The organism is Actinoplanes sp. NPDC048988, from assembly GCF_043197815.1.
Taxonomy (GTDB): Bacteria; Actinomycetota; Actinomycetes; order Mycobacteriales; family Micromonosporaceae; genus Actinoplanes.
This window is the reverse complement of the sequence record NZ_JBICTW010000002.1, coordinates 130,676-146,369: the sequence shown is the minus strand read 5'-3', so window position 1 is coordinate 146,369 and position 15,694 is coordinate 130,676. Positions and strand designations below refer to the sequence as shown.

General features: G+C 70.3%; 13 protein-coding genes. 5 read left to right on the top strand and 8 right to left on the bottom strand.

The genetic code is table 11. The features are described 5' to 3' along the window. Window positions 1–150 precede the first annotated feature (150 nt). Window positions 151–1,017: an MHYT domain-containing protein gene (locus ACGFJ7_RS07795; protein ID WP_360244087.1), complete on the top strand. Its 867-nt coding sequence runs from the start codon at window positions 151–153 to the stop codon at window positions 1,015–1,017. A gap of 323 nt (window positions 1,018–1,340) precedes the next feature. Continuing rightward, window positions 1,341–2,342: a ketoacyl-ACP synthase III gene (locus ACGFJ7_RS07790; RefSeq protein WP_360244084.1), complete on the top strand. Its 1,002-nt coding sequence runs from the start codon at window positions 1,341–1,343 to the stop codon at window positions 2,340–2,342. On the opposite strand, the gene ACGFJ7_RS07785 is transcribed toward ACGFJ7_RS07790, so the two are convergent. The 3 genes from ACGFJ7_RS07785 to ACGFJ7_RS07775 all read right to left on the bottom strand — a co-directional run bounded on the left by ACGFJ7_RS07785 (window position 2,326) and on the right by ACGFJ7_RS07775 (window position 5,667). Continuing rightward, complete coding sequence (locus ACGFJ7_RS07785; RefSeq protein ID WP_360244081.1) at window positions 2,326–2,673, bottom strand: PRC-barrel domain-containing protein; 348 nt, start codon at window positions 2,671–2,673, stop codon at window positions 2,326–2,328. The genes ACGFJ7_RS07790 and ACGFJ7_RS07785 overlap by 17 nt on opposite strands. 29 nt (window positions 2,674–2,702) lie before the next feature. Then, window positions 2,703–3,140 (bottom strand): response regulator, encoded by a 438-nt coding sequence (locus tag ACGFJ7_RS07780; protein WP_360244078.1) that lies wholly within the window; start codon window positions 3,138–3,140, stop codon window positions 2,703–2,705. A gap of 79 nt (window positions 3,141–3,219) precedes the next feature. Further along, a complete protein-coding gene (locus tag ACGFJ7_RS07775; RefSeq protein WP_392641456.1) occupies window positions 3,220–5,667 on the bottom strand; it encodes a DUF2750 domain-containing protein in 2,448 nt (815 codons plus the stop codon). A gap of 1,353 nt (window positions 5,668–7,020) precedes the next feature. Between ACGFJ7_RS07775 and ACGFJ7_RS07770 the strand changes: the two genes are divergently transcribed. After that, window positions 7,021–7,944 carry a hypothetical protein gene (locus ACGFJ7_RS07770; RefSeq protein WP_392641454.1) on the top strand — a complete coding sequence of 308 codons (924 nt, stop codon included), beginning with the start codon at window positions 7,021–7,023 and terminating at the stop codon, window positions 7,942–7,944. Between the two features lie 178 nt (window positions 7,945–8,122). On the opposite strand, the gene ACGFJ7_RS07765 is transcribed toward ACGFJ7_RS07770, so the two are convergent. The 3 genes from ACGFJ7_RS07765 to ACGFJ7_RS07755 form a co-directional block, all read right to left on the bottom strand. Continuing rightward, complete coding sequence (locus ACGFJ7_RS07765; RefSeq protein ID WP_392641452.1) at window positions 8,123–10,717, bottom strand: lipopolysaccharide biosynthesis protein; 2,595 nt, start codon at window positions 10,715–10,717, stop codon at window positions 8,123–8,125. A 120-nt stretch (window positions 10,718–10,837) separates the two neighbouring features. Beyond that, complete coding sequence (locus ACGFJ7_RS07760) at window positions 10,838–11,926, bottom strand: magnesium and cobalt transport protein CorA (protein WP_392641450.1); 1,089 nt, start codon at window positions 11,924–11,926, stop codon at window positions 10,838–10,840. A 9-nt stretch (window positions 11,927–11,935) separates the two neighbouring features. Further along, window positions 11,936–12,307 carry a hypothetical protein gene (locus ACGFJ7_RS07755; RefSeq protein WP_392641448.1) on the bottom strand — a complete coding sequence of 124 codons (372 nt, stop codon included), beginning with the start codon at window positions 12,305–12,307 and terminating at the stop codon, window positions 11,936–11,938. Between ACGFJ7_RS07755 and ACGFJ7_RS07750 the strand changes: the two genes are divergently transcribed. Next, window positions 12,254–13,240: a YafY family protein gene (locus ACGFJ7_RS07750; RefSeq protein ID WP_360244057.1), complete on the top strand. Its 987-nt coding sequence runs from the start codon at window positions 12,254–12,256 to the stop codon at window positions 13,238–13,240. The two genes, ACGFJ7_RS07755 and ACGFJ7_RS07750, sit on opposite strands and share 54 nt — an antisense overlap. Before the next feature lie 67 nt (window positions 13,241–13,307). On the opposite strand, the gene ACGFJ7_RS07745 is transcribed toward ACGFJ7_RS07750, so the two are convergent. Together ACGFJ7_RS07745 and ACGFJ7_RS07740 are read right to left on the bottom strand one after the other, a co-directional pair. After that, the gene (locus tag ACGFJ7_RS07745; RefSeq protein ID WP_392641446.1) at window positions 13,308–14,291 is read right to left on the bottom strand and encodes a hypothetical protein; all 984 of its coding nucleotides are present in this window, start codon (window positions 14,289–14,291) and stop codon (window positions 13,308–13,310) included. Continuing rightward, entirely contained in the window at window positions 14,288–14,782 is a 495-nt protein-coding gene (locus tag ACGFJ7_RS07740; RefSeq protein ID WP_392641444.1) for an RNA polymerase sigma factor, read from the bottom strand. Before ACGFJ7_RS07740 ends, ACGFJ7_RS07745 begins: the two co-directional genes overlap by 4 nt. Before the next feature lie 59 nt (window positions 14,783–14,841). On the opposite strand from ACGFJ7_RS07740, the gene ACGFJ7_RS07735 reads away from it, so the two are divergent. Beyond that, the gene (locus tag ACGFJ7_RS07735; protein WP_392641442.1) at window positions 14,842–15,669 is read left to right on the top strand and encodes an LLM class flavin-dependent oxidoreductase; all 828 of its coding nucleotides are present in this window, start codon (window positions 14,842–14,844) and stop codon (window positions 15,667–15,669) included. Window positions 15,670–15,694: the final 25 nt, after the last annotated feature.

The following is a 15,694-nucleotide window of genomic DNA, read 5'->3' as shown; positions in this document are numbered from 1 at the left end:
CCCGGCTCTGAGCTGCGGAATCAGACGTTCGGACAGTGCCTTCCGGCTGTTTCGCCATGTGTAGCGAGAAGGTGACGCTCTCGGGTTTCGCGATCACCGGGAGGCGTGCATGATGCTCTCCCGGAGCGGGGTACTCAGAAGGGAACCGCGATGGCGCAGATCCATCATTTCGACCACGGGTGGATCACCCCGACGGTCAGTTACGTCCTGTCGGTGCTGGGCTCGATGCTGGGTCTCACATGCGCTGTCCGGCTACGTTCGGCAACCGCGCGCGGTGAGCGCGCCTGGTGGCTGGTGCTCGCCTCGCTGTCGCTGGGCGGCACGGCGATCTGGAGCATGCACTTCGTCGCGATGATGGGGTTCAGCGTCAGCGGCACCCCGATCCGCTACGACGTCGGCCTCACCGCCGCCAGCGCCATCATCGCGGTCGTCGCGGTCGGTGCCGGCCTCGCGATCGCCGCGCTCGGCAAGGGCGCCCAGAACTTCCGGATCATCGCGGGTGGCGTCATCGCCGGTCTCGGCGTGGCCGCGATGCACTACACCGGCATGGCCGCGATGAACCTCAACGGCGACGTCTCGTACGGCATGACGTACGTCGGCCTGTCGATCGGCATCGCGGTCGTGGCCGCCGCGGTGGCGCTGTTCCTGGCGGTCACGGTCCGCCGCCCGCTCGTCATCTTCGCCGCCGCGCTCGTCATGGGCATCGCGGTCAACGGCATGCACTTCACCGGCATGCTCGCGATGTCGGTCGAGACGCAGCCGTCCGCCGGTAACCTGCCCGGCGCGACCGCCGGCGGCATGCTGGTGCCGATCGGCCTGGCCGTGGTGTTCGGCATCATCGGCCTGGCCTACGCGCTCATGTCGGCGCCCACCGAGGAGGACAAGGCGGCCGCCGCCTACCTGGCCCAGCGCCGCGAGGAGGCCGCCGCCCGTGTGCCACAGCAGCCGAGCAGCCTGGAGCGGGCCGGTGGCCTGAGCTCGGGCGCCTGGACGTACCGGGACCGCTCGTCCCGCTGACCCGTTTCTCAGCTGCCCTTTCAGAGAAGCCGGCGCCCTCGCGCCGGCTTTTTCTGTGCCCTTTGTCTCCCGGCAACTACTTGCCGTTCCGTCGCAGTTACGCACGCCGATCGCCTTCGTCTGCGAGGGTCAGGCCTTCCTGGGCGATTCGCATCACGCAGAGTAATGATTGACGCTACGGTACGGGCTCATCGGCGCCACGCTTTCCCGCCGTCGGCCGGGTGACCGGCCGTACCGGGAACCCCGCTTGTCGATCTTGGCCCTTTGTTACAACCGAACGCGGTTAGCCTCTTTCCTCGACGGCGACTCGAAGGTAGGGCGACATGGGCGTAGGCATCCTGGGGACCGGCTCGTATCTGCCGGTCGAGGTGGTCACCAACGACGACCTGGTACGACGGGTGCCGGACGCCGACCCGGCCTGGGTCAGTCGCAAAACCATGATCGAGGCACGCCGTTTCGCGGCACCGGACGAGGCCGCCTCCGACCTCGCGGCGCAGGCCGCGATCAAGGCCCTGGAGGCCTCCGGACTGGAGGCCGTGGACATCGACTACCTGATCGTCTCCACGTCCACCGGTGACTCTCCGCAACCTCCGACGTCCACGCTCGTCCAGGAGAAGATCGGCGCCGACCGGGCCGCCTGCTTCGACATCAACGTGGTGTGCGCCGGCTTCGTCTTCGGGGTCGCCCTGGCCAACAGCCTGATCGCCACCCAGCCCGGCGCCAAGGTGCTGGTCATCGCGACGGACATCTACTCGCGCATCCTCGACTTCGGCGACCGGCGCACGGCCGTGCTCTTCGGCGACGGGGCCGGCGCCGCCGTGATGGGAGCGGTCCCCGAGGGGTACGGCCTGATCGACCTCGAGCTGGTGTCGCGCGGCGAGGCGAACGAGCTGATCCACGTGCCGGCCGGCGGCAGCCGCCTGCCCGCGTCGGCCGAGACGGTGGCCAACGGCGACCACTACTTCAAGATGAACGGCCGGGGCGTGCGCGAGTTCGTCGGCCTCGGCGTCCCGCCGGCGTTCGAAGCCCTGCTCAAACGGGCCGGCGTGGACGTCAGCGAGGTCGACCACTTCGTACCGCACCAGGCGAACGGCGTCATGCTGGCCGAACTCGTCGAGGCGACCGGCCTGACCTCGGCCACCACCCACCTGACGCTGGACCGCTACGGCAACGTGGGCAGCGCCTCGGTGCCGGTGACGCTCGACGACGCGGCCCGCAAGGGCGCCCTGAAGGACGGCGACGTCGTCCTGATGGCCGGCTTCGGCGGCGGCATGTCGGTCGGCGCCTGCCTGCTGCGCTGGAAGGCGCCTACTTCGGCTGGATGAGCCACTCCCAGGCCCGCTTGAGCGTGCTGCGCAGCCCTTCGTCGGCCACCGCCGCGGACGGGTCCTCGCTCGGCTCGGGCAGCTCGGCGGCCGGCACCGCGATGATCACGCCGTGCTCGAAGAGCCCGTCGACCTGCGCCGCCGGCGCGAACCGGTGCCCGTGGCCGGTGTCGATGACCAGCCCGTGAAAGAGGTCCTGCTGCTCGTCGGCGAGCACATGCTCGACGGTGCCGGCCTTCGTACCCGACCGGTCGTAGACGGCCGTGCCGTCCTTGAGCACGAGATAGGCGACGGGCGCACCGAGATCCTCGGGTGCTTGGTTTTCGGTCATGAGCCCCCGATACCCGGGGGCGCGAGCCGTTAAGCCTGGGCGGCCGGCGGCAGGCTGGCCACCTCACGGTAGAACCGGTTGATCAGCTGCACGGTGCTCTCGAAGTCATCGAGACCGAACGGCTTGGTGACGTACGCGTTGGCCCGATGCTGATAGCTGGCCACGATGTCGGGCGCGGCCCCCGAGGTGGTCAGAATCACGACCGGAATCGCCTTGAGCACATCATCGCTCTTGATGGCCGCGAGCGTCTCCCGCCCGTCCATCCGCGGCATGTTCAAATCGAGAAGAATCAGATCGGGCCGCTGCGCTTGCTCGTACGGACTTTGCCGGCGCAGATAGTCGAGCGCTTCCCGCCCATCGGCCACCCGGTCGACGGACGCGCTGGTATCCGCCGTCTCCAACGCCTCAGAAATCATGAGAGCGTCGGCATCATCGTCGTCCACGACGAGGATCTGCAGACTGCGCACGGAAGCCCCTTTGTTTGCCGTTCCGCAAGCATAGGGGTACCCGCCCCGTCCAACTACCGCCGGGCGACTGAAATCCTACTCACTCAGTTCCCTTCACGGCCCCCTCTTCCGCCCTGCTCCTCTCATCGCCGGCATCCGCTCGCTCTTCCCCACCAGCGGCCGTTTTCACTTTGGCCGCGGCCGCCCGCGCCGTGGCTTTCACCGCCGCCGCAGCCGCCTGCGCCTTCGCCTCAACCTTCTCCGCCGCCGCGTGCGCTCCAGCCTCGACCTTTTGCTTGGCCGCCTCCGCCCCAGCCCCCACCTTCTCTGCGGCCGCGTGGGCGCCGGCTTCGACTTTCACCTTGGCCGCGTGGGCACCGGCCTCAAGCTTCTCGGCCGCCACTTGGGCGCCGGCTTCGACTTTCACCTTGGCCGTGTGGGCACCGGCCTCAAGCTTCTCGGCCGCCACTTGGGCGCCGGCTTCGACTTTCACTTTGGCCGCGTGGGCACCCGCCTCAAGCTTCTCGGCGGCCACCTGCGTTCCAGCCTTGACCTTCGCCGCGACGTCCGGCGCCACCCGGTTCGAGGCCCCAACTTCGTCAGCACCGACCTCGGATCCGAACCCCACGCTGCCTTCTACGTCCGCCGCAGGAGTGCCACCCGTCTCCACCGCGGTCCGCCGCGAGGAACGACGTTTCCCCGCCGCGGCACTCGCCCTTCCGGCGGTCACGCCTGGCGCCTCACCGCGTGCGGTCGTCGCTTCACCGTCCGCGGCCCCCGGCGTAACTGTGCCGCTGGTCGCTACTGGCGTCTCGGCCGTGGCCGTCGCGGTGCTGTTGCCAGCCGTCACAGCCTCCCCGCCCTCAGCAACCCGAGCCGCCCGCCCACCGGCAGACGCTTTGTTCTCTGGCGTCCCAGCGCCATCTTCTCCGACAATGTCGCTGTCGGCCGCCGGCGTAGCCCCAACCGGCACGTCTTCACCAGGCCCGATCGCAGCCCCCGCCGGTGCCGCATTTTCATGCCCCGGCGCCCCAGCCCTCGGCACCGCTCCATTTGTTGGCTTCGCTCCCACGAGCGGCGTCGATTCGGCCTCCGGCTGCGCCTCGGCGGCCGGCTTCGCTCCCACGGCCGGCTTCGCTTCCACGGCCGGCTTCGCTTCCACGGCCGGCTTCGCTCCCACGGCCGGCTTCGCTCCCACGGCCGGCTTCGCTTCCACGGCCGGCTTCGCTCCCACGGCCGGCTTAATGTCAGCGGCCGGCTTGACCTCAGCGGCCGGCCTAACCTCGGCGGTCGGTTTCGCTTCGGCGGCCGGCGTCGTTCCGGGCGCCGGCTTTGATCCGGCGGTTGGCTTCGTTTCCGTGGCCGGCGTTTCCTCGGCCGTCGGTGTCGCCTCCGCTCCTGGAGCCAGGCCGCCCTTCTCCGGCGACGTCTCAGCTTTGGAACTCCTCCTGGACGGCCTCACCCTGTTCGGCGAGTCCGCCGTCGGCGCCGTCTTCTTGGGCCCACTCGCCGATGACCGCGAGTCGTTCGCCAGAGGTTTCGCCGCCTTCTTGGGGCCATTCATCGATGACGTACGCGCCTTGGCGGATTCGCTTGGCGCCGGCAACGCGGTCTTTTTCGGATCGCTTCCCGAAGACGTCGCGCTCTTCGAGGCGTCCACCGACGGCGGTGTTGTCAGCTTCTTGCCGCCACCTTCCGCCGCCGGCGGCCTCTTGGAAGTCCCAGCCATCGGTGGCTTCGACTTCTCGGCGGTCCTGGACGTTGTTGGCGCTGGCGGTTCGATGGCGCCAGACGCTGGTAGCGCTGGCGGTTCGGTGGCGCCGGATGTGGGTGCGGCTGGCGGTTCGGTGGCGCCGGATGTGGGTGCGGCTGGCGGTTCGGTGGCGCCGGACGTGGGTGGGGCTGGCGTTTCGCCAGCGTCGGGCATAGGCGACGCTGCGAGTTCGACCTTGTCGGACGCTGGTTGCGCTGGCGGTTCGGTAGCGCTGGGCGCCGGCAGTGCTGGCGGTTCGGTAATGCTGGATGCGGGGGATGCTGCTGCTTCTGCCCTCGAGGGCGATGCCTTGGCCGGGCCGGCTGACCTCTTCGCATCAGCTTTCGGCGGTACGGAAGCCTTCAGCGCACGAGGTTCGATGGCGGCCGGCGTCGTTGGTGGGCCCGGCTCCTCCGGTTCCTCCGCGAACCACTGCCGGACCTGGGCCGGGGACACGTCGAAGCCGGTGGCGCGGGCGCCCGCCCAGTTCACGCCGACCAGCATGCCGTCGCGTTCCATGCGGTCGAGCCAGCCGGACAGCCACTCCTCGACCTCGACCGACACCACCTCGAAGCCCTGGTAGGCCGGCACCTGACCCACCACGCGGCTGGCCCGCGTCGACTTAGACCAGAAGGGAACCGTTCGCCTCCCGTCGGCTCCCGCCGGCGCGGGTAACCCTTCGGCGTCCCGGATCGAGAAGACGCGGCCCTCCCGAGCCGCCTCCCGACGAAACGCCGCCCGGTGGGCTCCGCTGAGCGACATCGGTGGCTCTCCCTCCTGCGTGTACGCCTCCATCGTGTCGCATCGGGCACTTTCGAGAGGGTTCGACCCACTATTTAGACCTTAGGGGGATTTAACGGGCGTCCCGCTGGCCACTCTTACCGCCCAACCTCACATCGCCCCGTCAAGCAACGCCGCCACCTCCGGCGTCGCCCAGACTGTCCCGCGTCCGCATCACCTCGCGCGGCGTCTTAGGTTCACGCCCCTAAGGACGGTCATGGTCGCGCCGCTTCGGACCCTCTTGCGGTTTCACCGCCCCGGACCGGCACGGTCGCGCCGCTCCGCACGGTCACGGTCGCGCCGCTCCGCACGGTCACGGTCGCGCCGCTCCGCACGGTCACGGTCGCGCCGCTCCGCACGGTCACGGTCGCGCCGCTTCGAACGGTCACAGTCGCGCCGCTCAGCACTGTCACGGTCGTGCCGCTCGGCACTGTTACGGTCGTGCCGCTTCGGATGGTCACGGACGTGCCGCTCCCGACCGTCTTACGGTCGCGCTGCTTCTGATCGTCTTCAGGGCGCGCCGCCTCGGCCTGCCTTAAGGGCGCACCGCCTCGGCCAGGCTTGCGGTTACACCGCGTTCGGCGGCTAGTGGCGGGCTCGCCGCCTCGAACCGTGTCACGGTCGCCATGCGTCGGCTCTGGGTGGTGGGCGCGCTGCCTCGATCTGTCTTGCGGTCGCGCCGCGTAGGGCTGCGGGCTGCCCGGCGCGGCACATTGGCCTGCCGCGCGGTCGCGCCGCCACGCGCGGGGTTCGCGGGCCTGCCGCCCCTGACTGTCCCCGAGGCCACCCGGCGTTTGGCGGCGGTTGCGGACGCGACGCCCAGGTCGCCCGGCGTTTGGCGGCGGTTGCAGACGCGACGCCCAGGTCGCCCGGCGTTTGGCGGCGGTTGCAGACGCGACGCCGAGGTCGCCCGGCGTTTGGCGGCGGTTGCGGACGCGACGCCGAGGTCGCCCGGCGTTTGGCGGCGGTTGCGGACGCGACGCCTAGGTCACCGGGCATCTGGCGGCGGTTGCGGACGCGACGCCCGATGACGGGCGGCGTCTTCGGAGACGCGCCGACCCCGCCGCTGGGTGCTGATCATGAGGTCTGGTCGGTCAGGGGTTGGGTGGCCGCTGGCTCGGTGACCGGCAAAGAATGCAAACGTGCTGCTGAAGAGGGGTTTTCTATTGCTATATGGCCATATTGAATTCGCGTGACGGGGGCGGTGGGAGATCGTCTTTTCGGCTGATCTTGACTAAACATTTTGTACAAGAAAGAGGAATTTGTACCGAAACGCGGGCTAAACGCGGCGCGGACTCCGGTGAGGGCAATAGTGTCCGGTTTGTCGGTTGTACGTGGGCCGGAACTCATCAGTCACTGGAGGATGTAATGAACAACAGTCGGCGCATCGGAGCGCTCGTCGCTATGGCCGGTGCGGCTGTCAGCGTGGCCACGGTGACGGTGGCGGCGCCCGCGGTCGCCGCCGAGCGGGGGCCGCAGCCGGTCACCACTTGGCTGCGGGCGGTTCGGGCTGACACCGACACCGAGGTCAAGGTCTACTGGCGGACCGACCGGCGGATCTGCGACGCCGAGGTCCGGGTCAGCGCCCGCGACGTCGACGTGGACTACCCGGGGCGGAGCCGGTACGCCACGTTCTCGCGCGGCGACAGCCTGCGGCCGGGTCGTTCGGACTACGTCGAGTTCGACGTCAACCCGGACTTCGACCGGGCCGGTATCGCCCGCCTGCGGACCGTCATCTCGTACGACGACTGCGGCCGGCGTGCCCGGACCCAGGTCCGTACGTTCACGCTGATCCTGCCCGTGCTGCGCAACGACCGCCCGGGCCGCCCCGGCGACCACAACGGCGGCTGGCCGGGCAACAACAACGGCCGTCCGGGAGACAACAACGGCCGTCCGGGAGACAACAACGGCCGTCCGGGAGACAACAACGGTCGCCCTGGTGACAACAACGGCCGCCCCGGCGACCACGACGGCGGCCGTCCGGGAGACAACAACGGCCGTCCGGGAGACAACAACGGCCGTCCGGGAGACAACAACGGTCGTCCGGGAGACAACAACGGCCGCCCTGGTGACAACCACGGTCGCCCGGGAGACAACAACGGCCGCCCGAGCCGCCCGAGCGCAACCCCCACCGCCAGCCCGACGGTGACCGCCAGCCCGACGGCGACGGCGACGGCCACCGCCACCGCGACGGCCACGGCGACCCCCACCGCCACCGCGACGGCGAGCGCCACTCCCACCGCCACCGGCGGGACGCAGGGCACCCGCGGCCCCTGGCACCGCGACCGCTGAACCGGAAGTGATCCGCGCTCCCGGCCCGCCAGAGCCGGGAGCGCGCCCGAAAGATAGCGGCGCGCACCGCAACGCGCCGGAACATAGAAGCGCCCGACCGAACGCCCACCCAATACGGCGTAAGCCGAACATAGAAGCGCCCGACCGGATCTCCCTGACCGGCCGGGCGCCGCTTTTTCTAGGCCTCCACCCGGCGTACCGACATGATCTGACCCGCCGGGTCGGTGATGACCAGCTCCAGCGCGCGGGAGATCAGGTTCGGGTCGAACGTCGAAGCGTGGAACGTCGCCTCCAGGTGGAGCACGCCGTTCATCTCGCTTGTCGTCAGCGTGACGCCCTCGGGGCTGTTCAGCGTCGGCACGCTCAGGTTGACCCGCCATTCGGGGCCGACCGACCACGGCAGGTCGCCGAGCAGGTCGTGGCGGCCCTGGTTGCTGAAGGTCAGCCGCGGCCTCGGCGGGATCGGCAGTTCCGCCGGGTACGGGTCGGGCATGCCGGGCGCGCCGTCCAGTGCGATCTTGCCTTCGCGCAGCATCATCATCGTCAGGATGCGGCCCGTGGCCAGTTCGTGCTTGATCGTGGTGTGCACCGACAGCGGGTCCATCATGTCGGGCGGTGACAGGTAGGGCCCCATGCAGAAGTTGCTGTCGATCCGGACGTCTTTGTCCAGGTAGCGCCGGCCGTCGGCCAGGAACGTGGCGCCGCTCGTGTCCGGTTGCAGGCCCAAGTTGTACAGCGCCGCCGTGAACGCCGCGAACGTGATCGCCGACGTGGTGACGCCGGGCGCGTACTCGTCGCGCCACTTGCGCATCTCTTTCAGCGCGGTCGCCGAGCGGGCGGTGCGGACCGTCAGGTTCGGCTGCCACTTGCGCATCCGGGTCTCTTCCGGCTCGGGCGGGCGGGCGAAGCTGATGCCCTCCTTCCACCGGGTCGGCTTGGTGCCGAACTGCTTCCACCAGGCTTTCGGCAGCGCCATCCGGTTGCGCTCGAGTGGCGGGATCACTGCCGCCCGGCCCTGGCTGGCCGCGAGGACGAGTTCGTGGACCAGGGAGTTGACCGGGCCGGCGTCGCCGTACGCGTGCGAGACCTTGATGGCCACGTAGCCGGCGCCGACGAGGATCCGGATCGGGTGTACGCCGCGCGGTTCGGACTGAAGTTTGCGGGTCATGCCGTCCATGTCGAGCGACCAGTCGCCGGAGTCCTGGACCGCGCGGTGCACGAACTGGGCGAACTCGGCGCCGTCCATGTGTTCCCATCGGGCGCCGATGCGGTCGAGCTTGGAGACGGCGCGGTGCTTGGGGTCGGCCGCGTGCAGGCCGATCAGCGCCTTGCGCATGCCGTCGACGGTCACGCCGTACACCGGGCCGATTGTCCGGATGTACTCCAGCGGCAGCCAGGCACGTTCGTGCAGCGTCATGGTCGTGGTGTTCGCGGTGTCGCCGCCGCGCCGCCCGGTGGCGAAGACCGTCCGGAGCACGACGGGGGCGACGCAGAGGGCCTCGATCCACAGCACCACGGCGAACCAGGCGACCAGGTCGGTGAGGCCGCCGTGCGAGCCGCCGTACCAGGCCGCGGCCAGCTCGGCCGCGCCGGCGAAGAGCGCGAAGACACCGGCGCGGCGCACCCTGTTGTGCACCCGGGAGATCGCCAGGAAGAAGTGCAGGAAGACGAAGGGGATGTACGTCAGGGCGAGGATCCGCAGCGCGTCGCCGGCCGCGTCCGCGTACGAGGCGCCGAAGACCGACATGATCGGATTGGCCAGGAGCACGACCAGCAGGGAACCGGGCAGGCCGACGCCGACGCAGATGAGCAGGCCGACGCGGACCTTGGATCGCAGCGCCCTGCGGTCGCCGCTGGCCACGGCGAAAAGGGTCAGCGCGACGCTGCCGGGGATCATCGCCAGCATCGACAGGACCATGAACGCGGTGTAGAACGACGCGTTCGCCGAGGCCGACAGCACCGCCGTGACCAGCAGCGGCATGGCCGCGCGGGGCAGGTAGCTGGCCAGGTTGAGCAGGTTGTGGTCGAAGGTCGAGCGGCCGCGGCCCTTCAGCAGGGACAGCCTCGGGCGCGGGGAGTCGATCAGCCCGCGGCGGCGCAGCGCCACACCGAGGATCGCGGTGGACGCGACGATGCCGGCGACCCAGGTGAGCAGCAGTTCGTTACCGGTGACGGTGATCGGCGCGACGGCCAGGCCGGCCAGCAGGACCAGCTTGATCACCGCGAACCAGGCGTTGCGCGTGAGCTGCAGGGGGCCCTTGAGCAGGCCGATCAGCGCCTCGTCGAGGACCAGGGTGATCGCGTTGACGGCTATGCCGACGACGAGCAGCACCGTGCCGGCCTGGCCGCCGAGCGCTTCCTTGAGGCCGGGGATCCAGAGCTGCGCGACCGCCACGTACGCGATGCCGCCGACCGTGGCGGCGGCGCCCGCGACCAGCAGGCACGTGGAGATCAGCTCCCATTTGGGCCCGCGCAGCTGCGACAGCTCGGAGATGAGCATGGTGCCCATGCCGAACATGCCGATGGTGCCGATCAGGGTCAGCGCGGACACCGCGGCCGAGGCCTGGCCGACCGCCTCGGGCGACGCGGCGCGCGCGGCCACCCACCAGAAGACGAAACCGAGCAGCGAGGTGATGGCCGTGGTGGCGATCAGCGAGCCGGCGTTCAGGAAAAGGTCGACGTGCCCCTTGAGGGCAGTCAGGACGCCACTGCGGCGCTTGGCCGGCTTGGGCGGTGTCGCGCCTTGCGGCGCGATGACCTGTGTCGCGGTCACACAGCCTCCCCACACTACGACTGTTCGAAGGTAGTGATCAGCCGGTGGGGACGACCAGGGGTGACTGGTCCGATTTTTCCTTACTGTCCGGAGTAGACGCGTACCCTTTCGGGTGATCTGTTACAGCCAGCCCGCGCGTTTGAAGCGCCAGTAGAGACCGCCACAGGCCAGCACGATGAGCGCGATGGTCACCGAGAAGCCGTACGGCGAGCTCAGTCCGGGCATGTTCGCGAAGTTCATCCCGTAAATCCCGGCGCCCACTGTCGGTACGGCCGCGATGGCCGCCCACGCCGCGATCATCCGCATGTCGTCGTTCTGCGCCATGGTCACCTGGGTCAGCCGAGCCTGCAACACGGAGTCGATCAGGTTGTCGAAGCCGTTGATCCGGTCCACGGCCCGGGCCAGCCGGCCCCGCACGTCGACGAAGTAGGGCTGCAACGCGGACGGCGGCGTGATCAGCGCGAGCGGGTCCGCCAGCGGCAGCACCGCCCGCTTGAGCTCGACCATCTCGCGCTTGAGCTGGTAGAAGTGCGCCACCTCGGCCGAGCGGCGAGCCTCGAAAGTCTCCTCCTCGAGCCGTTCCAGGTCGCGTTCGACGTCGGCCGACACCGAAAGGTAGTCGTCGACCATCCGCCCGGCGATCGCGTAGGCCACCGACCACGGCCCATGCCGCAGCAGGGCCGGGCGTTTCTCCATTTCCTTGCGTACGCCCCAGAGCGCACCCGCCGCGCCATGGCGCACCGTGATCACGAAGGCCGGGCCGATCAGCAGCGTGATGTCCCCGGTGTCGACCACCTCCGAGGTCGCGGTCAGCTGGTCGTGTTCGACGTACCGGGCGGTGCGCAGCACCAGCCGGGTCACCTCGCCGATCACCTCGACACCCGGCCGGTGGCCGCCGTCGACCGCCTGCTCGACGACCAGCTCGTGCAACCCGAACGCCTGGGCGACCTCCCGCATCGTGGCCCGGTCCGGCTCGTGCAGCCCGAGCCAGAGGAACCCGCCGCGCGGGATCCGGGCGTTGCCGTAGTGCACCGTGCCCGGTTTGCGGGCCCCGGCGGCGTAGACGGCGCAATCGACGACGGCGTCCGGATTGCGGCGGCGCTGCTCGGGCACGTGCGGGCGGGGGTGGAGCCCCTCGATCAACCGCCCCAGGGCCCTCGGAATGATCTCCGCGACCGGTTTGCCCCCGTGCCGCCGCCATCGGAACATCAGCCGACTTTAGTCGGAGCGCCGCATGGCCCGTACCCCCGAGTCCTTGAGGCGCTGCGGGCTGTCGTCGGCAATGATCCGGCCGTGGTCGATCACGATGACCCGCTCGGCCATCGAGTCGGCCTCGTCGAGGTAGTGGGTGGTGAGCGCGATCGTCGTCTCGTGCTCGGCCCGCAGGGCGCGGATGTGCTCCTGGAGGCTGGCCCGGTTCTGCGGGTCGAGACCGGTCGACGGCTCGTCGAGGAAGAGCAGCCCGGGGGTAGTGGACGCGATGTCGAGCCGGCGCCGCGGCCACTTCCTGACCTCAATCCGGGGCAGTCTGTATCCATGGCGAACACGAGCGGGCGAATGCTGCGGCTGCTGTCGCTGCTGCAGACGCATCGGTACTGGCCGGGCGCCGAGCTGGCGGACCGGCTCGAGGTCAGCCCCCGGACCCTGCGCCGCGACGTCGACCGGCTCCGCGACCTGGGCTATCCGGTCGACGCCGCGCGGGGTGTGGCCGGCGGCTACCAGTTGCAGGCGGGCGCGGCCGTGCCGCCGCTGCTGCTCGACGACGACGAGGCCGTCGCCATCGCGGTCGGCTTGCGGACGGCGGCGGCCGGAGCCGTGACCGGGTTCGAGGAGACCTCGGTGCGGGCGCTGGCCAAGGTGATCCAGCTCCTGCCGCCGCGGCTGCGCCGGCGCATCGACGCGCTACGGGCCGTCACCGCGCCCGGGCCCCTGGGCGGCGGTCCGGCGCTGGACGCGACGGTCCTCACCACGCTGGCGCTGGCCTGCCGAGGCGAGGAACGCCTCCGCTTCGACTACAGCCCCCGCGAGGGCGAACCGGCTCCCCGGCACGCCGAGCCGCACCGGCTGGTGCCGCTCGGCCGCCGCTGGTACCTGATCGCGTGGGATCTCGAGCGGGGGGACTGGCGCAGCTTCCGGGTCGACCGCCTGTCGTCGCCCACCATGACCGGCGCCCGTTTCCGCCCGCGCGAGATCCCGGGTGGGGATCCGGCGGAGTGGCTGCGGTCCCAGATGAAGGCCATTCCCACCCGCTACGAGGTGTCGGTCGTCATCGACGCGCCGGCCGAGCGGGTCCGCTCGACGGTGTGGAATTACGGCACCGTCGAGGAGCTCTCGCCCGGCTGCCGTCTGCGCATGAACGTGGACGACCTGGGCTGGCCGGTGATGGTCCTCGGAGTGCTGGGTGCGGCGTTCACCGTCGAGTCCCCTCCCGAGCTGCGCGACCACCTCCGCCGTACGGGCGAAGTGTTGATCGCAAGCTCTGGTGTGGACGGATCGGCGCCCCCGTGGCGCCGATCCGCGTGAAGGAAGCTATCGGGGACCACCGACAATTTCCGGCCGCTTATAAGGCGATCCTTATATCAACTTCGGCTTACTTCTTTCGTACGGAGTCGGCGACGGCCACGACCTGCGCGGACGTGAACTGGAGCGTGGTCATGAGCTGTACCGCCGACCCGTCCGGAAGCGGAACCTGAACCAGCCAAAACTCCTTCGCCCGTACGAGCGGCACTCGGTTCCCGTGAACGGTCACCGTCGTGGCGCTCACGAAGCCGTCGACCTGCTCGCTGAGATCCGATTCAATGCCCTTGATCGGGGAGACGCTCAGGCTCTGGCCCGGGTCGTCCGGGTTGACGTAGGTGACGATCGCCCCGTTCTCCTTGAACCCGCTCAGCTGCCAGCCGTCCGGCACCAGCCCGACGGTGTACCGCAAGTCGACGGGTTGCGGCTTGTCGAGAAGGCGGGCGGCCAGGTCGCGGACCACCTGCTCGGACCCGTACCGGTTCACCCCCGTGATCCGGACCCACTGTCCCGGCCTGTGCTCCCAGTCCAGCGAGACTGTCGTCGCGCCCACGGTCATCACCGTGATCCGGGCCGGTCGTCCGTCCACGGTGGTCTCGCGGCGTCCGCTGACCATCGAACCGGGTTCGGCCTCGGTGCTGCTCACGTAGACGTCGCTACCGTCGTCGGCCGGATACACGGCGATGACGGGCCGGCCCGGATCGGCGGTGAATCTCGCCTTGCCCAGCCCGGGAAGTGTCCACGGGAACGACGGCCCGCTCGAGGCGACCAGCTTGATCGCCTTCGGGGCGGCGCGGGTGGCCGGCGGTGTGGAAGCCGCCACGGAGGTGGGCGGTGGCGGTGTGGCCGGAGCCGTCAGCACCGCGACCACGACCGTCGCCGCGGCGGCCAGCCCGAGCCCGGCCGCGCCCACCAGCGGCCACTTCCGCCGGGCCCGGCCGCTCGGGCCCGGCCGGGTCATCTCCTCGTGCAGCCGGGCCCGCGCCGCGGTCCGGGCCGCCGGCGAGATCGGCGGCGCGTCCGGCCCGTACGTCCGAAGCAGTTCGATGTCGTTCACTTCGCCAGCACCTCGCGTGTCAACCGGCGCGCCCTGTTGATCCGGGACCGCACCGTGCCCAGGGGAATGTCCAGAGTGGCCGCGATCTCGGCGTACGAAAGCTCGGCCCAGGCCAGCAGCAGCAGCGCGTCGCGGTCACCCGGTTTGAGCCGCGCCAGGGCCGCGGCCAGGCCCGACCGGGCCGCCTGGGCGTCGACCCGGTCGGCCGCCTCGTCGGCCAGCGGGTGCGCCTGGGCGTCGTGCGTGGCCGCCCGGGCCAGAGCCCGGTACCTTCTCTCCTCCTGCCGTAGGTGCCGGTGCAGGACGTTCGTCGCGATGCCGAAAAGCCAGGGCCGCACGTCGAGGTGCCGCGGCTGGTACGAGGCCCGCTTCCGAAAGGCGATCAGGAAGGTCTCGGCCAGCAGATCGTCGGCCGGTGGCCCGATCCGCCGGGTGCGCCGATCAGATCGGCGTCGGCGACTGCCTCGTCGAGATGGGTCACACCAGTTCATGCCCTTTGCCGGGGATCGGGTTCACGAAAATGTCGGTGGGTCGGTGCATCATCTTCTCCATGACGACGCTCGGTGCGATCTACCTGCCGCAACACCCGCCGGAGGCCCTGCGCGAGGTGGCCGTCGCCGCCGACCGGGCCGGCCTGGACGAGCTGTGGTTGTGGGAGGACTGCTTCCTCAGCGGTGGCGTCTCGGCCTCCGCCGCCGCCGTGGCCTGGACGGAACGGCTGCGTGTCGGCATCGGCATCATGCCGGTCCCGTTCCGCAATGTCGCCGCCACCGCGATGGAGATCGCCACCCTGAGCCGGATGTTCGGCGACCGCGTCCTGCCCGGCGTCGGCCACGGCGTTCAGGACTGGATGGGCCAGGTGGGTGCCCGCGCGGCGTCGCCCCTCACGCTCTTGCGGGAGTACGCGACCGCGCTGCGCTCGCTGCTGCACGGTGAGGAGGTCACGGTCTCGGGGCGCTATGTCCGGCTCGACGCCGTACGCCTCGACTGGCCCCCGGCCGCGATCCCGGATCTGTACGTGGCCGCGACCGGCCCCAAGACCCTCGCGCTGGCCGGCGAGGTCGGCGACGCCATCGTTCTCTCGGGCGGCACGTCCCCGGCCGACGTGGCCACGGCGCGCGAGCTGAGCGGCTCCGAAAACCTGGTCGTCTTCGTGCCGGCGCTGCCCGGTGATTCCGCCGGCCGTCTGGCCGCCGCGCGGGAGAAATACGGTCACACGTTCGCCGGTCTCTCGGGCCGCCCGGCCGAGATTGCCGAGGGCGTGCAGTCGTTCGCGGCCGCCGGCGCCACCAAGGTCATCCTCCAGCCGCTCGACGAGGACGACCCGGTGGCTTATGTCCGTTGGGTCGCCGAGGAGGTGCGCCCTCTGGTGGGCTAGCGTCGGGGTGATCAAGGGAGGCTCG

Bases quoted from the DNA above. Each gene is read 5' to 3' on its own strand.
- ACGFJ7_RS07795 (WP_360244087.1), top strand. From the start codon at position 151: ATGGCGCAGATCCATCATTTCGACCACGGGTGGATCACCCCGACGGTC.
- ACGFJ7_RS07790 (WP_360244084.1), top strand. From the start codon at position 1,341: ATGGGCGTAGGCATCCTGGGGACCGGCTCGTATCTGCCGGTCGAGGTG.
- ACGFJ7_RS07785 (WP_360244081.1), bottom strand. From the start codon at position 2,673: ATGACCGAAAACCAAGCACCCGAGGATCTCGGTGCGCCCGTCGCCTAT.
- ACGFJ7_RS07775 (WP_392641456.1), bottom strand. From the start codon at position 5,667: ATGGAGGCGTACACGCAGGAGGGAGAGCCACCGATGTCGCTCAGCGGA.
- ACGFJ7_RS07770 (WP_392641454.1), top strand. From the start codon at position 7,021: ATGAACAACAGTCGGCGCATCGGAGCGCTCGTCGCTATGGCCGGTGCG.
- ACGFJ7_RS07760 (WP_392641450.1), bottom strand. From the start codon at position 11,926: ATGTTCCGATGGCGGCGGCACGGGGGCAAACCGGTCGCGGAGATCATT.
- ACGFJ7_RS07750 (WP_360244057.1), top strand. From the start codon at position 12,254: ATGGCGAACACGAGCGGGCGAATGCTGCGGCTGCTGTCGCTGCTGCAG.
- ACGFJ7_RS07755 (WP_392641448.1), bottom strand. From the start codon at position 12,307: ATGCGTCTGCAGCAGCGACAGCAGCCGCAGCATTCGCCCGCTCGTGTT.
- ACGFJ7_RS07740 (WP_392641444.1), bottom strand. From the start codon at position 14,782: ATGAACTGGTGTGACCCATCTCGACGAGGCAGTCGCCGACGCCGATCT.
- ACGFJ7_RS07735 (WP_392641442.1), top strand. From the start codon at position 14,842: ATGACGACGCTCGGTGCGATCTACCTGCCGCAACACCCGCCGGAGGCC.